Annotated in this window: 14 protein-coding genes; 8 read left to right on the top strand and 6 right to left on the bottom strand. The window is 73.8% G+C overall.

Going from position 1 to position 17,003, the window contains the following annotated elements:
- Nucleotides 1–130: 130 nt before the first annotated feature.
- Genes Mam01_RS36885 through Mam01_RS24340 form a run of 3 tightly spaced genes read right to left on the bottom strand, consistent with a single transcriptional unit; the run spans nucleotide 131 to nucleotide 3,457 of the window.
- Nucleotides 131–1,300 (bottom strand): ABC transporter permease, encoded by a 1,170-nt coding sequence (locus Mam01_RS36885; RefSeq protein WP_239101567.1) that lies wholly within the window; start codon nucleotides 1,298–1,300, stop codon nucleotides 131–133.
- Nucleotides 1,287–2,291 carry an ABC transporter ATP-binding protein gene (locus tag Mam01_RS24345; RefSeq protein ID WP_204287524.1) on the bottom strand — a complete coding sequence of 335 codons (1,005 nt, stop codon included), beginning with the start codon at nucleotides 2,289–2,291 and terminating at the stop codon, nucleotides 1,287–1,289. Before Mam01_RS24345 ends, Mam01_RS36885 begins: the two co-directional genes overlap by 14 nt.
- The gene (locus tag Mam01_RS24340; protein ID WP_204287523.1) at nucleotides 2,288–3,457 is read right to left on the bottom strand and encodes a LolA family protein; all 1,170 of its coding nucleotides are present in this window, start codon (nucleotides 3,455–3,457) and stop codon (nucleotides 2,288–2,290) included. The genes Mam01_RS24345 and Mam01_RS24340 overlap by 4 nt, the downstream gene beginning before the upstream one ends.
- Before the next feature lie 135 nt (nucleotides 3,458–3,592).
- Between Mam01_RS24340 and Mam01_RS24335 the strand changes: the two genes are divergently transcribed.
- Genes Mam01_RS24335 through Mam01_RS24325 form a run of 3 tightly spaced genes read left to right on the top strand, consistent with a single transcriptional unit; the run spans nucleotide 3,593 to nucleotide 7,327 of the window.
- The gene (locus Mam01_RS24335; RefSeq protein ID WP_150934969.1) at nucleotides 3,593–4,267 is read left to right on the top strand and encodes a response regulator transcription factor; all 675 of its coding nucleotides are present in this window, start codon (nucleotides 3,593–3,595) and stop codon (nucleotides 4,265–4,267) included.
- Nucleotides 4,268–4,269: 2 nt separating this feature from the next.
- Entirely contained in the window at nucleotides 4,270–5,811 is a 1,542-nt protein-coding gene (locus Mam01_RS24330) for a sensor histidine kinase (RefSeq protein ID WP_204287522.1), read from the top strand.
- Nucleotides 5,812–5,845: 34 nt separating this feature from the next.
- The gene (locus Mam01_RS24325) at nucleotides 5,846–7,327 is read left to right on the top strand and encodes a pyridoxal phosphate-dependent decarboxylase family protein (RefSeq protein WP_204287521.1); all 1,482 of its coding nucleotides are present in this window, start codon (nucleotides 5,846–5,848) and stop codon (nucleotides 7,325–7,327) included.
- Between the two features lie 40 nt (nucleotides 7,328–7,367).
- Here Mam01_RS24325 and folP read toward each other — a convergent pair whose 3' ends face one another.
- Nucleotides 7,368–8,249: a dihydropteroate synthase gene (gene folP, locus Mam01_RS24320; RefSeq protein ID WP_204287520.1), complete on the bottom strand. Its 882-nt coding sequence runs from the start codon at nucleotides 8,247–8,249 to the stop codon at nucleotides 7,368–7,370.
- A 116-nt stretch (nucleotides 8,250–8,365) separates the two neighbouring features.
- A complete protein-coding gene (locus tag Mam01_RS24315; protein WP_150934966.1) occupies nucleotides 8,366–9,235 on the bottom strand; it encodes a LysR family transcriptional regulator in 870 nt (289 codons plus the stop codon).
- 1,522 nt (nucleotides 9,236–10,757) lie between these two features.
- On the opposite strand from Mam01_RS24315, the gene Mam01_RS24310 reads away from it, so the two are divergent.
- The 5 genes from Mam01_RS24310 to Mam01_RS24290 all read left to right on the top strand — a co-directional run bounded on the left by Mam01_RS24310 (nucleotide 10,758) and on the right by Mam01_RS24290 (nucleotide 16,330).
- Nucleotides 10,758–11,705, top strand: a complete 948-nt coding sequence (locus tag Mam01_RS24310; RefSeq protein ID WP_239101566.1) for a neutral zinc metallopeptidase — start codon at nucleotides 10,758–10,760, stop codon at nucleotides 11,703–11,705.
- Nucleotides 11,706–12,448: 743 nt separating this feature from the next.
- On the top strand, nucleotides 12,449–13,894 hold the full coding sequence (locus tag Mam01_RS24305; RefSeq protein WP_239101576.1) for an LCP family protein: 1,446 nt from the start codon (nucleotides 12,449–12,451) through the stop codon (nucleotides 13,892–13,894).
- A 104-nt stretch (nucleotides 13,895–13,998) separates the two neighbouring features.
- On the top strand, nucleotides 13,999–15,360 hold the full coding sequence (locus Mam01_RS24300) for a S8 family peptidase (RefSeq protein ID WP_204287518.1): 1,362 nt from the start codon (nucleotides 13,999–14,001) through the stop codon (nucleotides 15,358–15,360).
- Between the two features lie 86 nt (nucleotides 15,361–15,446).
- Nucleotides 15,447–15,719, top strand: a complete 273-nt coding sequence (locus tag Mam01_RS24295; protein ID WP_239101565.1) for a hypothetical protein — start codon at nucleotides 15,447–15,449, stop codon at nucleotides 15,717–15,719.
- Nucleotides 15,716–16,330, top strand: coding sequence for a P-loop nucleotide/nucleoside kinase family protein (locus Mam01_RS24290; RefSeq protein ID WP_204287517.1), 615 nt, complete (start codon nucleotides 15,716–15,718; stop codon nucleotides 16,328–16,330). Before Mam01_RS24295 ends, Mam01_RS24290 begins: the two co-directional genes overlap by 4 nt.
- On the opposite strand, the gene Mam01_RS24285 is transcribed toward Mam01_RS24290, so the two are convergent.
- A complete protein-coding gene (locus tag Mam01_RS24285) occupies nucleotides 16,313–16,909 on the bottom strand; it encodes a TetR/AcrR family transcriptional regulator (RefSeq protein ID WP_239101564.1) in 597 nt (198 codons plus the stop codon). The two genes, Mam01_RS24290 and Mam01_RS24285, sit on opposite strands and share 18 nt — an antisense overlap.
- Nucleotides 16,910–17,003 lie beyond the last annotated feature (94 nt).

The raw sequence follows: 17,003 nt of genomic DNA, 5'->3' as shown, positions 1-17,003 counted from the left end.
ACCACCTTGGGTGAGAGGTCCGCGGCAACACTAGCGACAAAGACCGGTGAAGGTCACCACTTGTGATCCACTTACTCCGCCGATCCACCGATCCGCCGGGCTCGCGCTCGCCTCGTCGCCGCGACTTTGGTCAGGCGGTGACGTCCTTGCTCGTGAAGCGCGCCCAGGCGATCGAGCCGAACACCAGGACGTAGGCGGCGAACGCCAGCAGCCCCTGACCCATCCGGTCGACGTCGACCGGCGCCCGCAGAGCGCCGTCGAAGGCGGTCCACCACGTGGTGAGCAGGTACGGCCGTACGGCCGCGAGCTGCGGGATCGCGCTCAGGACCTGGCTGACCACCACCAGGACGACACTCGCCGCGACCGCGCCGATCGGCGCCTCGGTGAGGGTGGAGACCGCGAGCGCGACGGCGCCGAGTGCCGCCATCCCGGCGGCGGCGTACAGGACGACGATCCCGACGCGCAGCAGGGCGGCGGACGCCGGGACCGTCGTGCCCGACAGCAGCGTCACCGGCCCGGCCGGGAACAACGCCAGCCCCACCGCCAGCGCCGACAGCGCCACCACCGCGCACGCCGCGAGGCAGAAGAGCACCACGTTGGCGTACTTGAGCGCGAGCAGCCTGGCCCGGCCCACGGGGGCGACGAGCAGGTAACGCAGTGTGCCCTGCGCGGCCTCGCCCGCGATCGCGTCCCCGGCCACGACCGCCACCGTGAGCGGCAGCACGATCGGCGTCATGACGGCGAACGCGGCGAACGTCAGCATCAACCCGTTGCCCGCGATCTCACCGATGATCGAGCCTCCCGTGTCGCCCGACGCGAGGCGCACCGCCACGCCGACCAGCACCGGCACGACCGCGAGCACCCCGAGCATCGCGAGGTTGCGCGGCCGGCGGAACGTCAGCCCGGCCTCGGAGGCCAGCAGCCGCGCCACCTGCCGCACGGACGACGGTGGCGGCGCGGCCCCCGATTCCGGCGCGCCGCCCAACGCCGTCCCTGGCCTGGTGCCCGGGTCGCCGCCCAACGCCGTCCCCGGACCGCCGTCCAACGCTGTGCCCGGCTTGGCACCCGGCACGTCGTCCAACGCCGTCCCCGGCCTGGTGCCCGGGTCGCCGCCCAACGCCGTCCCCGGGCCGCCGTCCAACGCTGTGCCCGGCTTGGCGCCCGGCCCATCGTCCAACGCCGTCCCCGGCCTGGTGCCCCGCGCGCCGTCCGGCGTACGGGACGTGGCCTCGCCGGGCGGCGTCCGCTCCTCCGCCGGCCGGGCCTCCGGCGCGGCCGCGCCCGTCTCATGCCTCGACATCGAACCCCTCCCCCGTCAGCCCGACGAAGATTTCCTCCAGCGTGGGACGGACCACCCCGAACCCCCGCACCGCCACGCCCTCTCCGACGAGCAGAGCGCAGATCCGCTCGGGCGGCTGCTCCCCGGCGTGCGCCGTGACCTCGCCGTCCCCGGGTCGTACGCCGTCCAGCCCGGCGCGCGACAGCGCGGCCGCCGCCGCGGCGACGTCCGGGGTCTCCACGCGCAGGCGCGGGGTCGCGCCCGCCTCCCGCAGGGCGGCGACCGGGCCCTGCGCGACGAGCCTCCCGGCCCGCATGACTCCCACGTGGCCGCACATCTGCTCGACCTCCCCCAGCAGGTGGGAGGAGACGAAGACCGTCGTGCCGTCCCCCGCGATCTCCTTGATCAGCGCGCGGACCTCGCGGGTGCCCTGCGGGTCGAGACCGTTGGTCGGCTCGTCGAGCACCAGCAGCTCACGCGGCCCGAGCAACGCGGCGGCGATGGCCAGGCGCTGGCGCATCCCGAGGGAGTAGGCGCGGTAGCGCTTCCCGGCCGCCGCCGTCAGCCCGACCCGGTCCAGCGCGGCGCCGATCCTGGCCCGCGCCGTACGGGGGTCCGCGCCGGGGTCGGCCGCGTCGAAGCGGCGCAGGTTCGCCTCTCCGGACAGGTACGGGTAGAAGGCCGGGCCCTCGACCAGCGCGCCGACCCTCGGCAGCGTACGGGCCAGCCCGCCGGGCATGGGCGCCCCGAGCAACGACCAGGAGCCGGAGGTCGGGGTCACCAGACCGAGCAGCATGCGGATCGTCGTCGTCTTGCCCGAGCCGTTGGGGCCGAGGAAACCGTAGACCGATCCGCGTGGCACGGCGAGGCCGACGCCGTCGACGGCGAGCTGACCACCCCGGAAGCGTTTGGTGAGGCCGGTGGTGACGACGGCGTGCGCGCCGCCCTCCGGAGAGGGCGGGGGCGCCGCCGCGTCCTGCCGCGGCGCCCCCGCGCGCGTGCCTGCCGTCACCGGGCCGCCCGGTAGAGGGCCTCCGGCGTCACCGCGCCGGCCAGGAGGCGGCCGTCGTCGGTGAGCAGGATCGACACGACCTTGGTGCGCAGCAGCCGGCCGCTGCCCCACTCCCCGCTCACCGGCGTGGCCGCGGAGCGGACGCCGCCGAGCAGCGCCGCCACGTCGGGCCCGCCGCCCTTCCGCCCGTTCTGCTTCCCCTCGTCCTGCTTCCCCTCGGCGGCGGCGGGCAGCGGCGCGACGAGCACCCTGTCCCAGCCCGAGCCGACCACGCGCGTCTCCTCGTGTGCGCCGTCCTGTGCGCCGGGGGCCGTCTCGGGACGGCGGCCCGCCGCGGGAACGTCCACCCCCTGCTCGACCTTCGCCCCCGGCGGCGGGGTGAAGGCGAAGTTCTCCGGGGCGGGGCTGGTGAAGGACAGCGTCTCGAAGCCGACCTCGAACGCCGGCTCGGCGGCCCCCTTGGCGTACACCTGGACGCGCAGCGGCATCAGCCTCTCGCCGTCAAGGGCCACCCGCACGTCCTTGATCAGCGAGTCGGGCGACCTCGGGGTCAGCACCAGCTGGTAGGCCCCCCGCCCGGCGACCGTGACGTCGTCGCCGACGCTGATCGCGGTGTCGGTCCCGGCCGCCTTGAGCACCTCCCGCGCGGCCTGTTCCGGCGTCGCCGGCATCGAGGCGGGGCCGGACGGCAACGGGAAGGGGGTGGCCGTCCCGCCGGGGGCCGCCGGGGCGGTGAGGCGGGTCGCCTTGTTGGCGGCGCTGTCCCAGAACCACACCTTGTCGCCGTCGGAGATGAGGTCGGTCTCGCTCATCTCCCCCGGCAGCATGAGGCGGAACCGGTTCTCCCCCGCGTACCAGATCTTGAGCTGGTGCGACCCGGACAACAGGGACACCGGCGTGGCTCCGGACGGCCCCGGCCCGGACAGGCCGGGCAGCGCGGGCAGGCCGAGCGACGCGGTCTCGACGATCGTGCCGGACATCTGCGGCATCGGGCCGTGCTGCCAGGTGCGCGCCACGTCGGCCAGCAACTGCTCCGCCGTCTTGTCGGGCAGGGACGGCTCGCCGCCCACCGCCGCGATCACCGGACCGGCCCCCACGGCCGCGGCCACCACGGCCACCGCCGCCACCGGAATCCCCCACCTCACGACGCGGACTCTCTTCGCCATCTCACATCTCCCACTATGGGCGGAAAACCTGACAACCCGAGACTGCCTGAGGACCCCTGAGCCGACGCTGAGACCGGCTGAGAGCCTTCTCAGGGGCCGCCCACCCCAGCGGGCAAAAGGGTCCACTATGGGGCAATGCGGGTTCTGGTGGTGGAGGACGAGCGGCGGATGGCGGTGGCGCTGCGCCGCGGGCTGCAGGCGGAGGGATTCGCCGTCGACCTGGCGCACGACGGGAACGAGGGCCTGCACCTCGCCCGCGCCGGCGACTACGACGTGGTCGTGCTCGACATCATGCTGCCCGGCATGTCCGGCTACAACGTGTGCAAGCAGCTGCGCGCCGAGGAGAACTGGGTGCCGATCCTCATGCTGTCGGCCAAGGACGGCGAGTACGACATGGCCGACGGGCTCGATCTCGGCGCCGACGACTATCTCACCAAGCCGTTCTCCTACGTGGTGCTGGTCGCCCGGATCCGGGCGCTGCTGCGCCGCGGCGGCGGGCGCAGGCCCGCGGTGCTGCGCGCGGGCGACCTGTCACTCGACCCGGCGGTCCGGCTGGTCACCCGGGGCGACACCCCGGTCGAGCTGACGCCCCGGGAGTTCGCCCTGCTGGAGTACCTGATGCGGCGGCCGGGCGAGGTGGTGTCGAAGCCCGAGATCCTGGAGCACGTGTGGGACACCTACGACACCGATCCGAACGTGGTCGAGGTGTACGTCGGCTATCTCCGCCGGAAGATCGACGCGCCCTTCGGCCGCACCGCCCTCCAGACGGTGCGCGGGGCCGGATACCGGCTCTCCGGCGACGGCGGCTGACCGTGCCCGATCCGTCCGCACACCCGCGCCCGCTCGCACCCGGCCCGTCCGCCGCGGCGACGCCGGTCGCCGCCGCCCAGCCGGGGGAACGGGAGCCCGCGCGGCCCGGGGAATCCGAGCCGGCGGGACCCGGGGAACCCCGGCGGACGGGCGGGCCGGTCGCGTGGTGGCGGCGGCGGAGCCTGCGGTTCCGGCTCACCGCCACCGCGACCGCCGTGCTGGCGCTCGCCCTCGCCGTGTCGGCGTACGTGTTCGTCATGGTGCTCGGCGAGTCCCTGATCCGGAACATCGACGACCAGGTCTACCAGCGGGGCCGCGAGATCGTCGCGCTGTCCGACGCCGGCCGGCTGCCCGACCCGGTGACCTCGGTGAACAACACGATCGTCCAGGTGCTCGGCCCGGACGGGCGGATCGTCGACGCCACCTCGGACACCGACCGCCTGGTCCCGCTGCTGCCGGCGCGGGCGCGGGAGTCGGCCGTGCGCACCGGCGCCCCCCAGTTCGTGAACGGCCGGCCGTACGCGCTGCCGGGACCGCTGCGGGTGCGGGTGCTCAGCGCGGACCACGGCGTCACGGTGATCGTGGCGCGGTCGTTCACCGAGGTGGAGAGCAGCCTGGTGACCACCGGGCACGTGCTGCTGGCCGGGATGCCGCTCCTGCTCGCGCTGCTCGCGGCGGCCTCGTGGCTGGTCATCGGGCGCACGCTGCGGCCGATCACGTCGCTGCGGCGGGGCGCCGCCGCGGTGGGCGGCACGGCGCGCTCGCGGCGACTGCCGGTGCCCGAGGCGCGTGACGAGGTGCACGCGCTCGCCACGACCCTCAACGACATGCTCGGCCGGCTGGAGGAGGCCGAGGCCCGTCAGCGGGCCCTGGTCTCCGACGCCGCGCACGAGCTGCGCAGCCCGCTCGCGAGCATCCGGCTGCAGCTGGAGGTGGCGCTCAGCCATCCGGAGGGGCAGGACTGGAACGAGACGGCGGAGGGCGTGCTGGAGGACACCCTCCGGCTGTCCCGGCTCGCCGAGGACCTGCTCGCCCTGGCCCGGCTCGACGAGGGCCGGCTGAGCCGGCGGGAGCCCGTCGACCTCGGCGACCTGGCCCGCCGCACCGCCGAGCGGTACGACCTCGGCCTCGACCTGGGCTCCGGCGATGGCTCCGGCGATGGCTCGGACCTCGCGCCCGGCCCGCCGCCCGTGGTGCTCGGGGACGCGCTGGACCTGCGGCGGGTGCTCACCAACCTGGTCGACAACGCGCTGCGCCACGCGGCCTCGGCGGTCCGGATCGGCGTACGGACCGGAGGAGCCGCGGGAGCGGGCGTCGCCGAGCTGACCGTCACCGACGACGGGCCGGGCATCCCGCCCGAGGACCGGGAGCGGGTGTTCGACCGGTTCACCCGGCTCGACGACGCGCGCAGCCGCGACGACGGCGGCGCGGGGCTCGGTCTCGCGATCGTGCGCACCACGGTCGAGGCCCACGGCGGTACGGTCCACCTGGAGGACGCCTCCCCCGGACTGCGTGCCGTCGTGCGGCTCCCCCTGGCACGTTGAGACCCGCCCGTGTTGCCCGCCCGATAGGAGACCGATGCTTCCCGACCACGGCAGGCCCGCCGCCGAACTGCTCGCCGAACTGACCGCGCTCAGGGCCGCCGACCTGCCGGTCCGGGGCGGCAGGGTGACGGCCTACGTCTACGACACCGGCCTGCCGGAGGTGCACGAGGCGGCGCACCTGGCGTACGCGGAGATGCTCGAGGTCAACATGCTCGACCCGACGGCCTTCCCCAGCATGGTCGCGCTGGAGCGGCGGGTGGTCGGGGCGGTCGCCGAGATGCTCGGACGGCCCGGCGCGCCCGGGATATTCACCAGCGGCGGCACCGAGTCGATCATGCTGGCGGTGAAGGCGGCCCGCGACGCCCGCCCCGGCGCCACCCGGGTCGTGCTGCCCGTGACGGCCCACCCCGCCTTCCACAAGGCCGCGCACTACCTCGGCATGGAGATCGTGCCGGTGCCGGTGGACCCGATCTCCTACCGCGCCTCCGTCCCGGCGTTCGAGGACGCGCTGGACGAGCGCACGGCCCTGGCCGTGGTCTCGGCGCCGTCCTATCCCCAGGGCGTGGTCGATCCCGTCGGCGAGATCGCCGCGCTGGCCGCCTCGCGCGGCGTGCCGTGCCACGTGGACGCCTGCGTCGGCGGATGGCTGCTGCCGTGGCTGCGCGAGGCGGGGGCCGAGATCCCGCCCTTCGACCTGGCCGTGCCCGGCGTCACCTCGATCTCCTGCGACCTGCACAAGTTCGGGTACGCGCCGAAGGGGGCGTCGGTGCTGCTCTTCCGCGACGCGGAGCTGCGCCGCCGGGCCTACTTCGCCTCGGCGGCCTGGCCCGGATACACGATCGTCAACGCGACCGTGCAGAGCTCACGCTCCGCCGGGCCGCTCGGCGGGGCTTGGGCCACCCTGGAGGCCCTCGGCCGGGAGGGCTACCGGGAGCTGGGCCGCCGGACGCTGGAGGCGACCCGGCGGCTGGCGGAGGGCGTGCGGAAGATCCCCGGCCTGCGGGTGCTGGGCGAGCCGGAGGCCGCGCTGGTCGCGATCGCCGGGTCGCCGGAGGTGGACGTGTTCGTGCTCGCCGACGAGGCGCGCACGCGCGGCTGGTTCCTCCAGCCGCAGCTGTCGTACGCCGGCATCCCGGCCAACATCCACATCACGGTCACCGGCGTGACGCTGGCGGGGGTCGACGCGATGCTGGACGTGATCGAGGAGGCGGCCGCGGCGGCGCGGCGGCGCGGGCCCGCCGAGGTGCCGGAGGGCCTGCCCGAGCTCATCGCGTCCCTCGATCTCGACGCGCTGGACGACGCGACGTTCGCCGAGCTGGCCGCGTCGGCGGGGATCACCCTCGGCCTGCCGGACGGGACCGGCCCCGCGGCACAGCCCGGGGCGGCACCCGAGAAGGCGCTGGAGAAGGCGCCCGAGATGGCGGTCGTGAACGCGATTCTCGACGCGTTGCCGGCGGCGACCCGTGAGGCGATCCTGCTCCGCTTCCTGTCCGTGACCTACTCCCCGCCGGTGTGAGCCGATCGGCTCAGGACGGAGGCGCTCAGGACGGGGCGGCTCAGGAGCGGGCGGCGGCGAGGCGGCGGACCACGGCGAGAGCCGTACGCGCGCTCGCCGCGTCGTGGACGCGGAAGACCCGCGCGCCCTGCAGCGCGGACACCGCGAGCGTGGCCAGCGTGCCGGCGTGCCGTTCCCCGACCGGGAGACCGCCCAGCGCCTCGCCCACGAAGTCCTTGTTGGAGACGGCGACGAGCACCGGCCAGCCCGTGGCGGTCATCTCGCCGAGCCGCCTGCCGACCTCCAGCGAGTGCCAGGTGTTCTTGCCGAAGTCGTGCGCGGGGTCGATGAGGATCGCGTCGCGGCGGACCCCCGCCGCGACCGCCCGCTCCGCGAGCGCCGTCGTGTAGGCGATCACGTCGGCCACCACGTCGCCGTACGCGATGCGGTGCGGCCGGGTGCGCGGCTCCACCCGCCCGGCGTGCGCGCAGACCAGGCCGACGCCGTACGCCGCCGCGACCTCCGCGAGGCCGGGGTCCACGCCGCCCCAGGTGTCGTTGAGCAGGTCGGCGCCCGCCTCCGCGACGACCTTGGCGACCTCCGACCGCCAGGTGTCGACGCTGATGATCACCTCGGGGTGGCGCTCGCGTACCGCCGCGACGACGTCGGCCACCCGGCGGATCTCCTCGGCCGGGTCGACGTCCGTGCCGGGACCCGCCTTGACGCCGCCGATGTCCACGATGTCCGCCCCGTCCGCGATGAGGCGGGAGGCGGCGTCCACGGCGGCGGAGAAGGCGTAGGTCGAGCCCCTGTCGTAGAACGAGTCGGGGGTCCTGTTGACCACGGCCATCACCGCGAAGTCGCCGGGACCGAAGGCACGGCCGCGCAGGCGCAGTACGGATGGCGGGCCGGGCACCGCGGCGGGTTTCGGCGAGTTCGGCATCGTCGTCACCCTACTAAACCGGCCCTCCGGCTTCCGCGCCGACGGCGGGCCGGCGCCGGCCCGCGCGTTCTCTGTTCGGGAAAGGTGGAACGATCCAAACGAAGGAGAAGGCGCGGTCACGCCGCCGAGCCGCCCTCCGCGAGGGCGAGGAAGTCCTGCGCCATCGCGGGCAGCCGCCGCCGCGCGTGCACCACCGCGATGATCTTACGCAACGACGGGTCGAGCGAGCGGACCACCAGCCCGGCCCTGGCCGCCTGCTCGGCCATGCCCCGGTACCACAGCAACGAGGCCCGGCCCTCCCGTACGGCGCGGAGCCAGCCGCGACGCTCGTCGGACTCGACGGCGGGGATCGGGCGTACCCCGTGGGTGGCGAAGATCTGGTCGAACTCCCTGCGGCGCGGGCTGCCGGGGGCGGGCAGCACCAGCCGCATGCCGTTCAGCCGCGTCACCGGGAGGGGATCGGGCAGGTCGAGGCCGGGCGGGGAGATCAGCACGATCTCCTGGCGTTCCAGGGGATGGCTCACCAGGTCGGTGGGCACCGGAAGATCGGTCAGGCCGAGGTCGGCACGCTGTTCGCGGACCGCGCTGACCACCGCCTCCCGGCCCTCGCACCGCACGATCTGCACCCTTATCCCGGGGTGCTCGGCGGCGTACGCGGGCAGCAGGCGCCCGGCGAGGCCGGGCTCCAGGCTCGGAGTGGACGCGATTCGTAACTCGGCCCCGGAGGAGTGGCCCTGGGTCGCGAGCGCCTCGATCTCGGCCACCGCGTCGAGGGCCTCACGAGCCAGCTTCACGACCCGGCGGCCCTGGGCCGTCACGACGACCCCGCGGCCGGAGCGCGCGAAAAGCGTCATTCCGAGTTCACGTTCCAGGTCGCGAATCGCGCGCGACAGAGCGGGCTGCGCGATATAGAGCGAGCGGGCGGCATCGGTCATGGTGCGGTGCTCCGCAGTGGCGACCACGTAACGGAGCTGCTGCAGATTCATGCCAAAAACGCTAGGGCAGACGAGCCCGGCGATTCCGGAACATCGCAGAGATCACGTCGGCCGATTACGGATTGTGCCCGGTATCTGCTACATCCGTGATGGATGAGAAACGAGTATCCTTCTGCCCCAAATCCACGAAGGGGGCAAAGTCGTGGCGCAGCAGTACCCTCCCCAGCAGCCGCCCGGGGGGTCTTCTCCCTATTCAGGGCCACCTTCGGGCCCACCTTTCGGGTCACAACCGGAGGAATCAGCTGGTTGGACGCCCGGACCGGAATCCGGGGCACAAATCGGCGGGGCCTATCCTCCCGGGGGTTGGACCGGGCCAACCGGAACGGGCGATTGGGACGGTCCGCAGCACCCCGGCATTCCCCATCCGGAAGGCGGACAGCGCGACGGCATTCCTTATCCGCAGGGCGAACAGCGCAACGGCATTCCCCATCCGCAGAGCGGACCGCATCAGGGCGTCGCCTATCCACCCGGCGCCTATCCCCCGCCCGGCCCGTACGGCGGTCACCCACAGGCCGGCCCTTCCGGCGGCCCGCCCCAGGGCGTCGCCTATCCCGCGGCCTCGCAGCCCCCGGCCCCCGGCGGGTTTGCTCCGAACGGTTCTTTCCCGACGCCTCCGCAGAACCCGGCCGCGCACGCTTACGGTCAGGACCCGGCCGCGCATGCCTACGGCCAGGATCGGCAGGACCCGGCCGCGTACGCCTATGGCCAGGATCGGCAGGACCCGGCCGCATATGCCTATGGCCAGGATCGGCAGGGGCCCGGAGCGTACGCCTACGGTCAGGGTGAGCAGCCCTACGGGAACCCACCCCAAACGCCGTCCTATCCGCAGCCCTCGACAGCGCCACCGCCGCCGCCACAGGGCGCGGGCCACCATTTCGAGGGCCCGCCGCAGGGACCACCACCGCCCCAGGCATCCCCGCCGCAGGGATCGCAGCCCCAGGGACAGCCTTCCTACCCGGCGCCCCAGGACTACCCCGCTCCCCAGGGCACGCCATTCCAGGGATCACCGCCGCAGGGACAGGCCTCCTACCCGGCGCCTCAGGACTATCCAGGGCCCCTGGGCACGCCGTTCCAGGGAGCACCGCAAGCGGCGGCGTTCCCGGCGGCACCGCCGCAGCAGCGGCCGTTCCAGGCCACGCCGCCCCAGCAGGCACCCTTCCAGGGGGCCCCACCGCCCCAAGGAGCACCGTTCCCGGCGGCACCGCCCCAGCAGGCGCCCTTCCCGGCGGCGCCGCCGCAAGGAGCGCCCTCCCAGGGGTCACCGCCACCCCAGCAGGCCTCGTTCCATGCGGCACCGCCGCAAGGAGCACCCTTCCAGGGGGCGCTTTTCCAGGGAGCACCGCAGCACGCGCCCTTCCCGGCGGCTCCGCCTCAGCAGGCGCCCCGGCAGGCGCCGCCGCCTCCGCCGGGACCGCAGTGGGCGCCGCAGCCTCCGCCGCCCCCGCGCGGGCCCGCCGCCCCCTACCCGCCGCCCGCGTGGCGTCCGCCCCGGCGCAGGTCGTCCGGCGGAGCGGTGATCGTCGCCCTGATGGGCATGCTCGCGCTCGTGTTCGTGCTGGTCGTGGTCATGAGCGCGATGGCGCGGGTCGCGCGCACCGAGGACCCGGTCTCTCCGGTCGCGCTGCCGACCTACAGCCTTCCCCCACTCCCGTCGCGGGAGCCCCGGGAGGACGACACCGCGGCGCCGTCCAGGCCCTCCTCGAAGCCGACGTCGCAGGCCACGAGGCGTCCGACGACGCCGACGCTGAACCGTACGGCCAAGAGCAACAGCCTCTACCGCGCCGGTTCGCCGGCCAGGACGAACTGCCCGGCCGGGAACGCCAGCATCTACAACCACGCCCAGTTCAAGGCCCTGATCCTGAAGACGGGAAGGTGCATGGGCGACGCCTGGGCGCCGGCGCTCACGCGGGCGGGCATCCCCTGGACTCCCCCGCATTACATGATCGCCGCCCGGAAGGGCAGGGGCGCCTGCGGCGACTACCCCTCGCCAGGCAGCAACGTGCCCTACTACTGCCCCAGCAACAGCACGATCTACGCGTCCACCTCGGCGATGGCCCGGGAGTACGGCCCGCTCGGCTCCTGGAACGGGATCATCATCAGCATGATGGCCCACGAGTACGGACATCACCTCCAGAACGTGTCGGGCATCTCCGACTCCTGGTGGCAGCAGACGATCAACTCGAGCTCCCGCAGCGGCAAGATGGCGCTCAGCCGGCGGCACGAACTGCAGGCCACGTGCTTCGGCGGCATGTTCATGCGGTCGGTCGCCGCCAGCTATCCCATCGACGGCTCCCGGCGGAACACACTCCTATGGGCCTACAGCCACCTGGGCGACCCGCCGGGAGGGCCGCGGGACCACGGGAACACACGCAGCAACGCCGCCTGGTTCCGCCAGGGCTACACCCGGCCGATGGCCTACCAGTGCAACACCTGGGTAGTCGGCTCCTCCTCCGTCTCCTGACGGACGGCCCCGACTCCTCTCCCCAGGTTTACGTCTACCTTGTCCGGATATGGTGATTAGAATCCCTAGCCAAGCCACGGAGGAAAGAGCGGTGAGCCATGCGCGGCGGGGGTCCCGCTGACGCGGCCGGGGGTTCCCGGAAGCGTCGGCGCGAAAGTCAGCGTGGCGGGAGCGGGGAGCGCGACGAGAACCCCGGCCCGCCTCGATCACGCGGCGAAACCTCCGGCCCGCCGCGACCCCACGAGGACTCCCCCGGCTCGTCGCGCGACGGCTCTGCCGGCTCCTCGCGCCCGAGCGAAGGCCCTCCGCGCCCGAGCGAAGGCTCCTCGCGCCCGAGCGGGGGCTCTCCCGGCTCCTCGCCGGCCCGCCACGAGGCCCCTCGCGGTTCCTCCGCGGACGACGCCCACGGGGATCGTCACGACGACACCATCCCGAGACGCCGGAACGACGCTTTCCACGCACCCCAGCCAGACCCCCGGGCAGCCGAGCCGGAATCCCAGGACGAGACGGTCCCAGGGCCCCGGAAGGACGCCCCGGGAAGCCCCCAAGCCCCCCAAACTCCCCAAGGCTCCGGAACTCCCCAAGGCCCCGGGGGCCCTGGAGCCCCCAAAACCCCCGGAGCTTTTGGCGCCCCCGGCGGTTCCCACCCGGCTCCGCGACCGAGGCCGCGGGGCCGTGGGCCGCGCTACGGGCCGCCGCTGACCCCCGTCTCCCTCATCGGCTGGACCGCGCTGTCGGCCTTGGTGCCCGGCGCGGCCCACCTGCGGGCGGGCCACCGCCGGACCGGGATCGCCCTGCTCGTGACGTTCGGCGCCGCCCTGGTCGCGCTGGTGGTCGTGGGCCTGCGGCTGATGGGGAACGCGGGCGCGGTGGTGCGCCCCAGCACGCTCACGGCCATCATGGTGGGCGCGGCCGTCTGCGCGCTCGCCTGGTTCGCGCTGGTGGTCCTGTCCTTCGTGGCGCTCCGCCCGCAGCGGCTGTCGCAGACCGGGCAGGTGGTGGCGGGGATCGTCGCCGGCGTGCTGTGCGTGTCGGTGATGGCGCCGTTCGCGGTCACCGCGGGCTATATCAGGACCGCGAGCCAGACCCTCGACGCGGTGATGGCCCCGGTCGAGGGCACGACCCCCTCCCCCATCCGGGCCGAGGACCCCTGGGACGGCCGCAAGCGCGTCAACTTCCTGCTGGTCGGCGGGGACGCGGCGGGCAACCGCGTCGGGGTGCGCACCGACTCGATGACCGTGGCGAGCGTGAACATCGCGACCGGCAACACCGTCCTGTTCAGCCTGCCGCGCAACCTGCAATACGTCCGCTTCCCCGCCACCAGCCCCCTGCACAAGGTGTTCCCCAACGGCTTCAACGACGAAGGTCAGGGCCTGCTCAACTCGGTCTGGTACTACGCCGACAACAACCCGCAGGTCATGGGGGGCAAGAACAAGGGTTCGCAGGCGCTGAAGGACGCCATCGGCTACACGCTCGGCCTGCACATCGACTACTACGCCATGGTCGACATGTTCGGCTTCGCAGCCATGATCGACGCCCTGGGCGGCCTCGACATCCGGGTCGAGCGGGACATCAAGTGGGGCGGCCACTTCGGCACGGCCGGGACCATCAAGGCCGGCTACCGGAGGCTGAGCGGCGAGGAGGTGCTCTGGTACGGCCGTTCCCGGGTCGACAGCGACGACTTCTCCCGGATGTCCCGCCAGCGGTGCGTCATCGGCGCGCTCGCCCAGCAGGCGACCCCGTCCAAGGTCCTCGCGAACTTCACCAGGATCGCCACCGCGGCCCGTCACATGTTCCGCACCGACATCCCCCGCGACCTGCTGGAGCACCTCGTGCCGCTCGGCATGAAGGTGCGCAGCGCCAAGATCACGAGTCTCCAGTTCGTGCCGCCGCTCATCTACACCGGCAACCCGGACTGGGACAAGATCAGGGAGCTCACGAAGAAGGCGATCCGCGAGTCCATGGCCGACCAGGCCCCCATCGCGGCGACGGCCTCCCCCATGGGCACGGCCGGCACGGCCGGCACGGCCTCCGCGTCCGCCTCGGGTTCGCCCGGCGCATCCTCCTCCACGCCCTCGTCCACCCCGTCGCCGTCCCGTACGCCGCTTCTGGCCGACGCGGGCGGCAAGAAGACCCCCACCCCCAACGACAAGGCCGCCAAGAGCCTGGCGGAGCTGTGCGGCTTCTGACCGCGCACTGCTGAGGATTTCCCGCGAAGCCGTGGACGGCGCCGCTGGCATGCAGCAGGGTTGTCACGTAACGTATCCACCCCGTCACACGAAGTGGACCCGTCGTGCGCGTACTCATCCAGTTGCGTCCGTCCCCCGATCTGGTCGCCGCCGTCGCCGACCCGTCGGTCCCGTCCTCGGCCTCCGACGTGGCCGACGATCTGCCCGGGATCGTCATCGACCACGCGTACGCCCCGGTGGCCGTGCCCCGTCCGATGCCCGCGGTCCCCGGCGGCGACCCGCTCTCGCTCAACCAGCCTCTGGTCTTCTCCATGGCGCCGCAGGACGCCTCCGTCGTGGTGCGCGGGGAGATCGCCGACGACGAGCTCACCAGCAGGATCGCGCTGCTGCCGGCGACCCGGCGCGACGTGGTCGCCGTGTACGCCGACCCGGCCATCGAGACCACGCTCACCTGCGCAGGCGACCCTCCCGTGGGCGACTGGCACGACGTCGAGCGGCTGCTGCGCCTGCCCGATCTCGCGGCCGAGGGCCTGGACGGCTCCGGCGTCCCGCTCGCGGTCATCGACACGGGCATCAACGCGGCGTACGTCTCGGCGGCCCGCGGCCGGGAGGTCACCGTCGACCACGAGCGCAGCTGGAACCCCAAGAGCGTGTCCGGGACACCGGGGGCCTTCGCCGTCGACCACGGCTCGATGTGCGCCTTCGACGCGCTCATCGCCGCGCCGAACGCGTCCCTGGTGGACGTGCCCGTGCTGCTGTCGCGACGACAGGGCGGGTCGACGCTCGACGGCCTGCTGTCCGACGCGATCGCCGCCTACGCGCACCTGCGCGAGGTCCTCGACGCCCAGCCGGCCGAGTCCCGGGCGCTCGTCGTGACGAACAGCTGGGGGTCGTTCTCGCCGCGCTGGGACTTCCCGCCCGGCCACCCCGGCAACTATTCCGACAACCCCGCCCATCCGTTCAACCTCATCGTGGGCAGCCTGGCCGAGGCGGGGGCGGACATCCTGTTCGCCGCGGGCAACTGCGGCACGCAGTGCCGCGACAGCAGGTGCGCCTACCCGGACCGGCCCATCGTGGGGGCCAACTCCCACCCGCGCGCCCTGTCGATCGGGGGGATCGACACCGCCGGGTCGCGCGTCGGCTACTCCTCCCAGGGCCCCGGGCGGCTGGCCGCGCGCAAGCCGGATCTCTGCGCCTACACCCACTTCACCGGTTCGGGCGCGCTCGGCGACACCGAGCCCGACTCCGGCACCTCGGCGGCGTGTCCCGTCGCGGCGGGGCTGGTCGCCGCCGTCCGCACCCGGTGGCCGTCGACCACGCTCTCGCCGGCCCAGCTCAGGACCCTGCTGCGGCGAACGGCCGACGACCGCAGTGCCGTAGGGTATGACCACGACTACGGGTACGGCGTGGTCGACGCCGCCGGCGTCATCGCCGCGCTGCGCCGCCGGGCGGCCAAGGCCGCCTGAAAGCCACTCGGACGGCGAAGGCCGCCTGAGAAGCCGCCTGTCGGCTGAGCCGGGCGGCGTCGTACACGACAGGGGAGGGCGGCCCCGTGGCCGATGTGCTCATCACCGTGCGACTGCCCGCACCCGCGACCCTGGAGTCGGCCATGCGGCACCTCGAGCTCGCCGAGGACGAGGTCGACACCGCGTACGGCCTCGTGCCGATCGACCCCCGCAGGAACCTGTACGTCCTGCGGGTGACGGAGAGCGCGGGACGGCGGGTGGGCGACACCGGCGCCGGACCGCGCGGCGGGGACCATCCGCGGGCGGACGGCGGGCCGTACTCCGACCCACCGATCGAGCCCTACGGCCCGCCGCGATGACCGGCGCCGTCTGGATCGTGTCGGGACCGCCGGGGTCGGGCAAGTCGACGGTCTGCGACCTGTTGCTGGCCCGCCTCGACCCCGTCCCGGCGCTGCTCGACAAGGACACGATGTACGGCGGCTTCGTCGAGGCGACCCTCGCCGCGTACGGCAGGCCGCCGGGCGAGCGCGAGGGGCCGTGGTACGACGAGCACGTCAAGCGGTTCGAATACGACGGCATGACGGCGACCGCCCGGGAGATCCGCTCCCACGGCTGCCCGGTCATGCTGGGCGGCCCCTTCACCTCGCAGGTGCACGACGCGGCGCGCTGGCACGCGTGGGTGGAGGCCCTGGGCGGCCCGGAGGTGCGCCTCCTCTGGGTCCGCTCGGACGGCCCCACGCTGCGCGAGCGGCTGGTGCGCCGGGGACTCGCCAGGGACGGGCAGAAGCTGGAGCGGTTCGCCGACTACCTGCGCGCGATCAGGGTCGACGAACCGCCCGTCGTGCCGTACGACGAGATCGACAACCGCCTCGGCGCGCCCCCGTTGGAGGACCAGGTCGACCGGCTCCTCGCGAGGACGCAGGCGGCGTCCTCGCGCGGCGCGCCGGGCGCGCTACCCCGACAGCGGTGATCGCTCCGGAACGGCCTGGAACGCCTGGATCATGAGCCGGGCGAAGCGCCGGGAGGCAGCGACCCGGGCGGCCGCCGACGTGGCGTGAACGCCCCGGTGGGCCAGGAGCATGAGGATCAGGTCGTCCAGGACGAAGTCGGAGCGCAGACGGCCGGTGTCCTTGGCGCGGCGGGCGAGTTCGGCGAGCGCGCTCAGCGTGTGCTGACGGCTCGCCGCGAGATCCACCTCGCCGGGATGGGCCGACATGAAGGCGTCGGTGAAGCCCCGGTTGCGTGCGTGCAGGTCGCAGATCTTCTCGATCATCACGCGGAAGCCGCGCCACGGGTCCGGATCCGCACCCCCCTCCTCGACGATGGCGTGGCACACGCGCATCTCGTCTACGAACGCTTCGACGACCAGCGTCTGCTTCGTCGGAAAACGGCGATACAGGGTGGCAGGGCCGACACCGGCGCGCCGGGCGATCTCCCGCATCGGGACGTCCAGACCTTCGGCGGCGAACAGCTCGCGGGCCGCGCCGAGGATGCGCTCACGGTTGTCCAGGGCGTCGGACCGCAGGATGTGAGGCGGAGGGTCGGTCACCGCTCTCACTTTAGCCAAGCGGACGGCGGCGTCCGTTACGGTCCGGGAGCACGGACGCCTCGCGCGTCGTCGAGCAGGCCCAGCATCGGGCCGG

It is taken from the genome of Microbispora amethystogenes, assembly GCF_016863015.1.
Taxonomy (GTDB): domain Bacteria; phylum Actinomycetota; class Actinomycetes; order Streptosporangiales; family Streptosporangiaceae; genus Microbispora; species Microbispora amethystogenes.
Note: the sequence above shows the minus strand (reverse complement) of the source record. Positions and strands in the feature narration are given on the sequence as shown.

Excerpts from the sequence above, each read along its gene's own strand:
- folP (WP_204287520.1), bottom strand. The coding sequence starts at position 8,249 with ATGCCGAACTCGCCGAAACCCGCCGCGGTGCCCGGCCCGCCATCCGTA.
- Mam01_RS24335 (WP_150934969.1), top strand. The coding sequence starts at position 3,593 with ATGCGGGTTCTGGTGGTGGAGGACGAGCGGCGGATGGCGGTGGCGCTG.
- Mam01_RS24340 (WP_204287523.1), bottom strand. The coding sequence starts at position 3,457 with ATGGCGAAGAGAGTCCGCGTCGTGAGGTGGGGGATTCCGGTGGCGGCG.
- Mam01_RS24315 (WP_150934966.1), bottom strand. The coding sequence starts at position 9,235 with ATGAATCTGCAGCAGCTCCGTTACGTGGTCGCCACTGCGGAGCACCGC.
- Mam01_RS36885 (WP_239101567.1), bottom strand. The coding sequence starts at position 1,300 with ATGTCGAGGCATGAGACGGGCGCGGCCGCGCCGGAGGCCCGGCCGGCG.
- Mam01_RS24325 (WP_204287521.1), top strand. The coding sequence starts at position 5,846 with ATGCTTCCCGACCACGGCAGGCCCGCCGCCGAACTGCTCGCCGAACTG.
- Mam01_RS24290 (WP_204287517.1), top strand. The coding sequence starts at position 15,716 with ATGACCGGCGCCGTCTGGATCGTGTCGGGACCGCCGGGGTCGGGCAAG.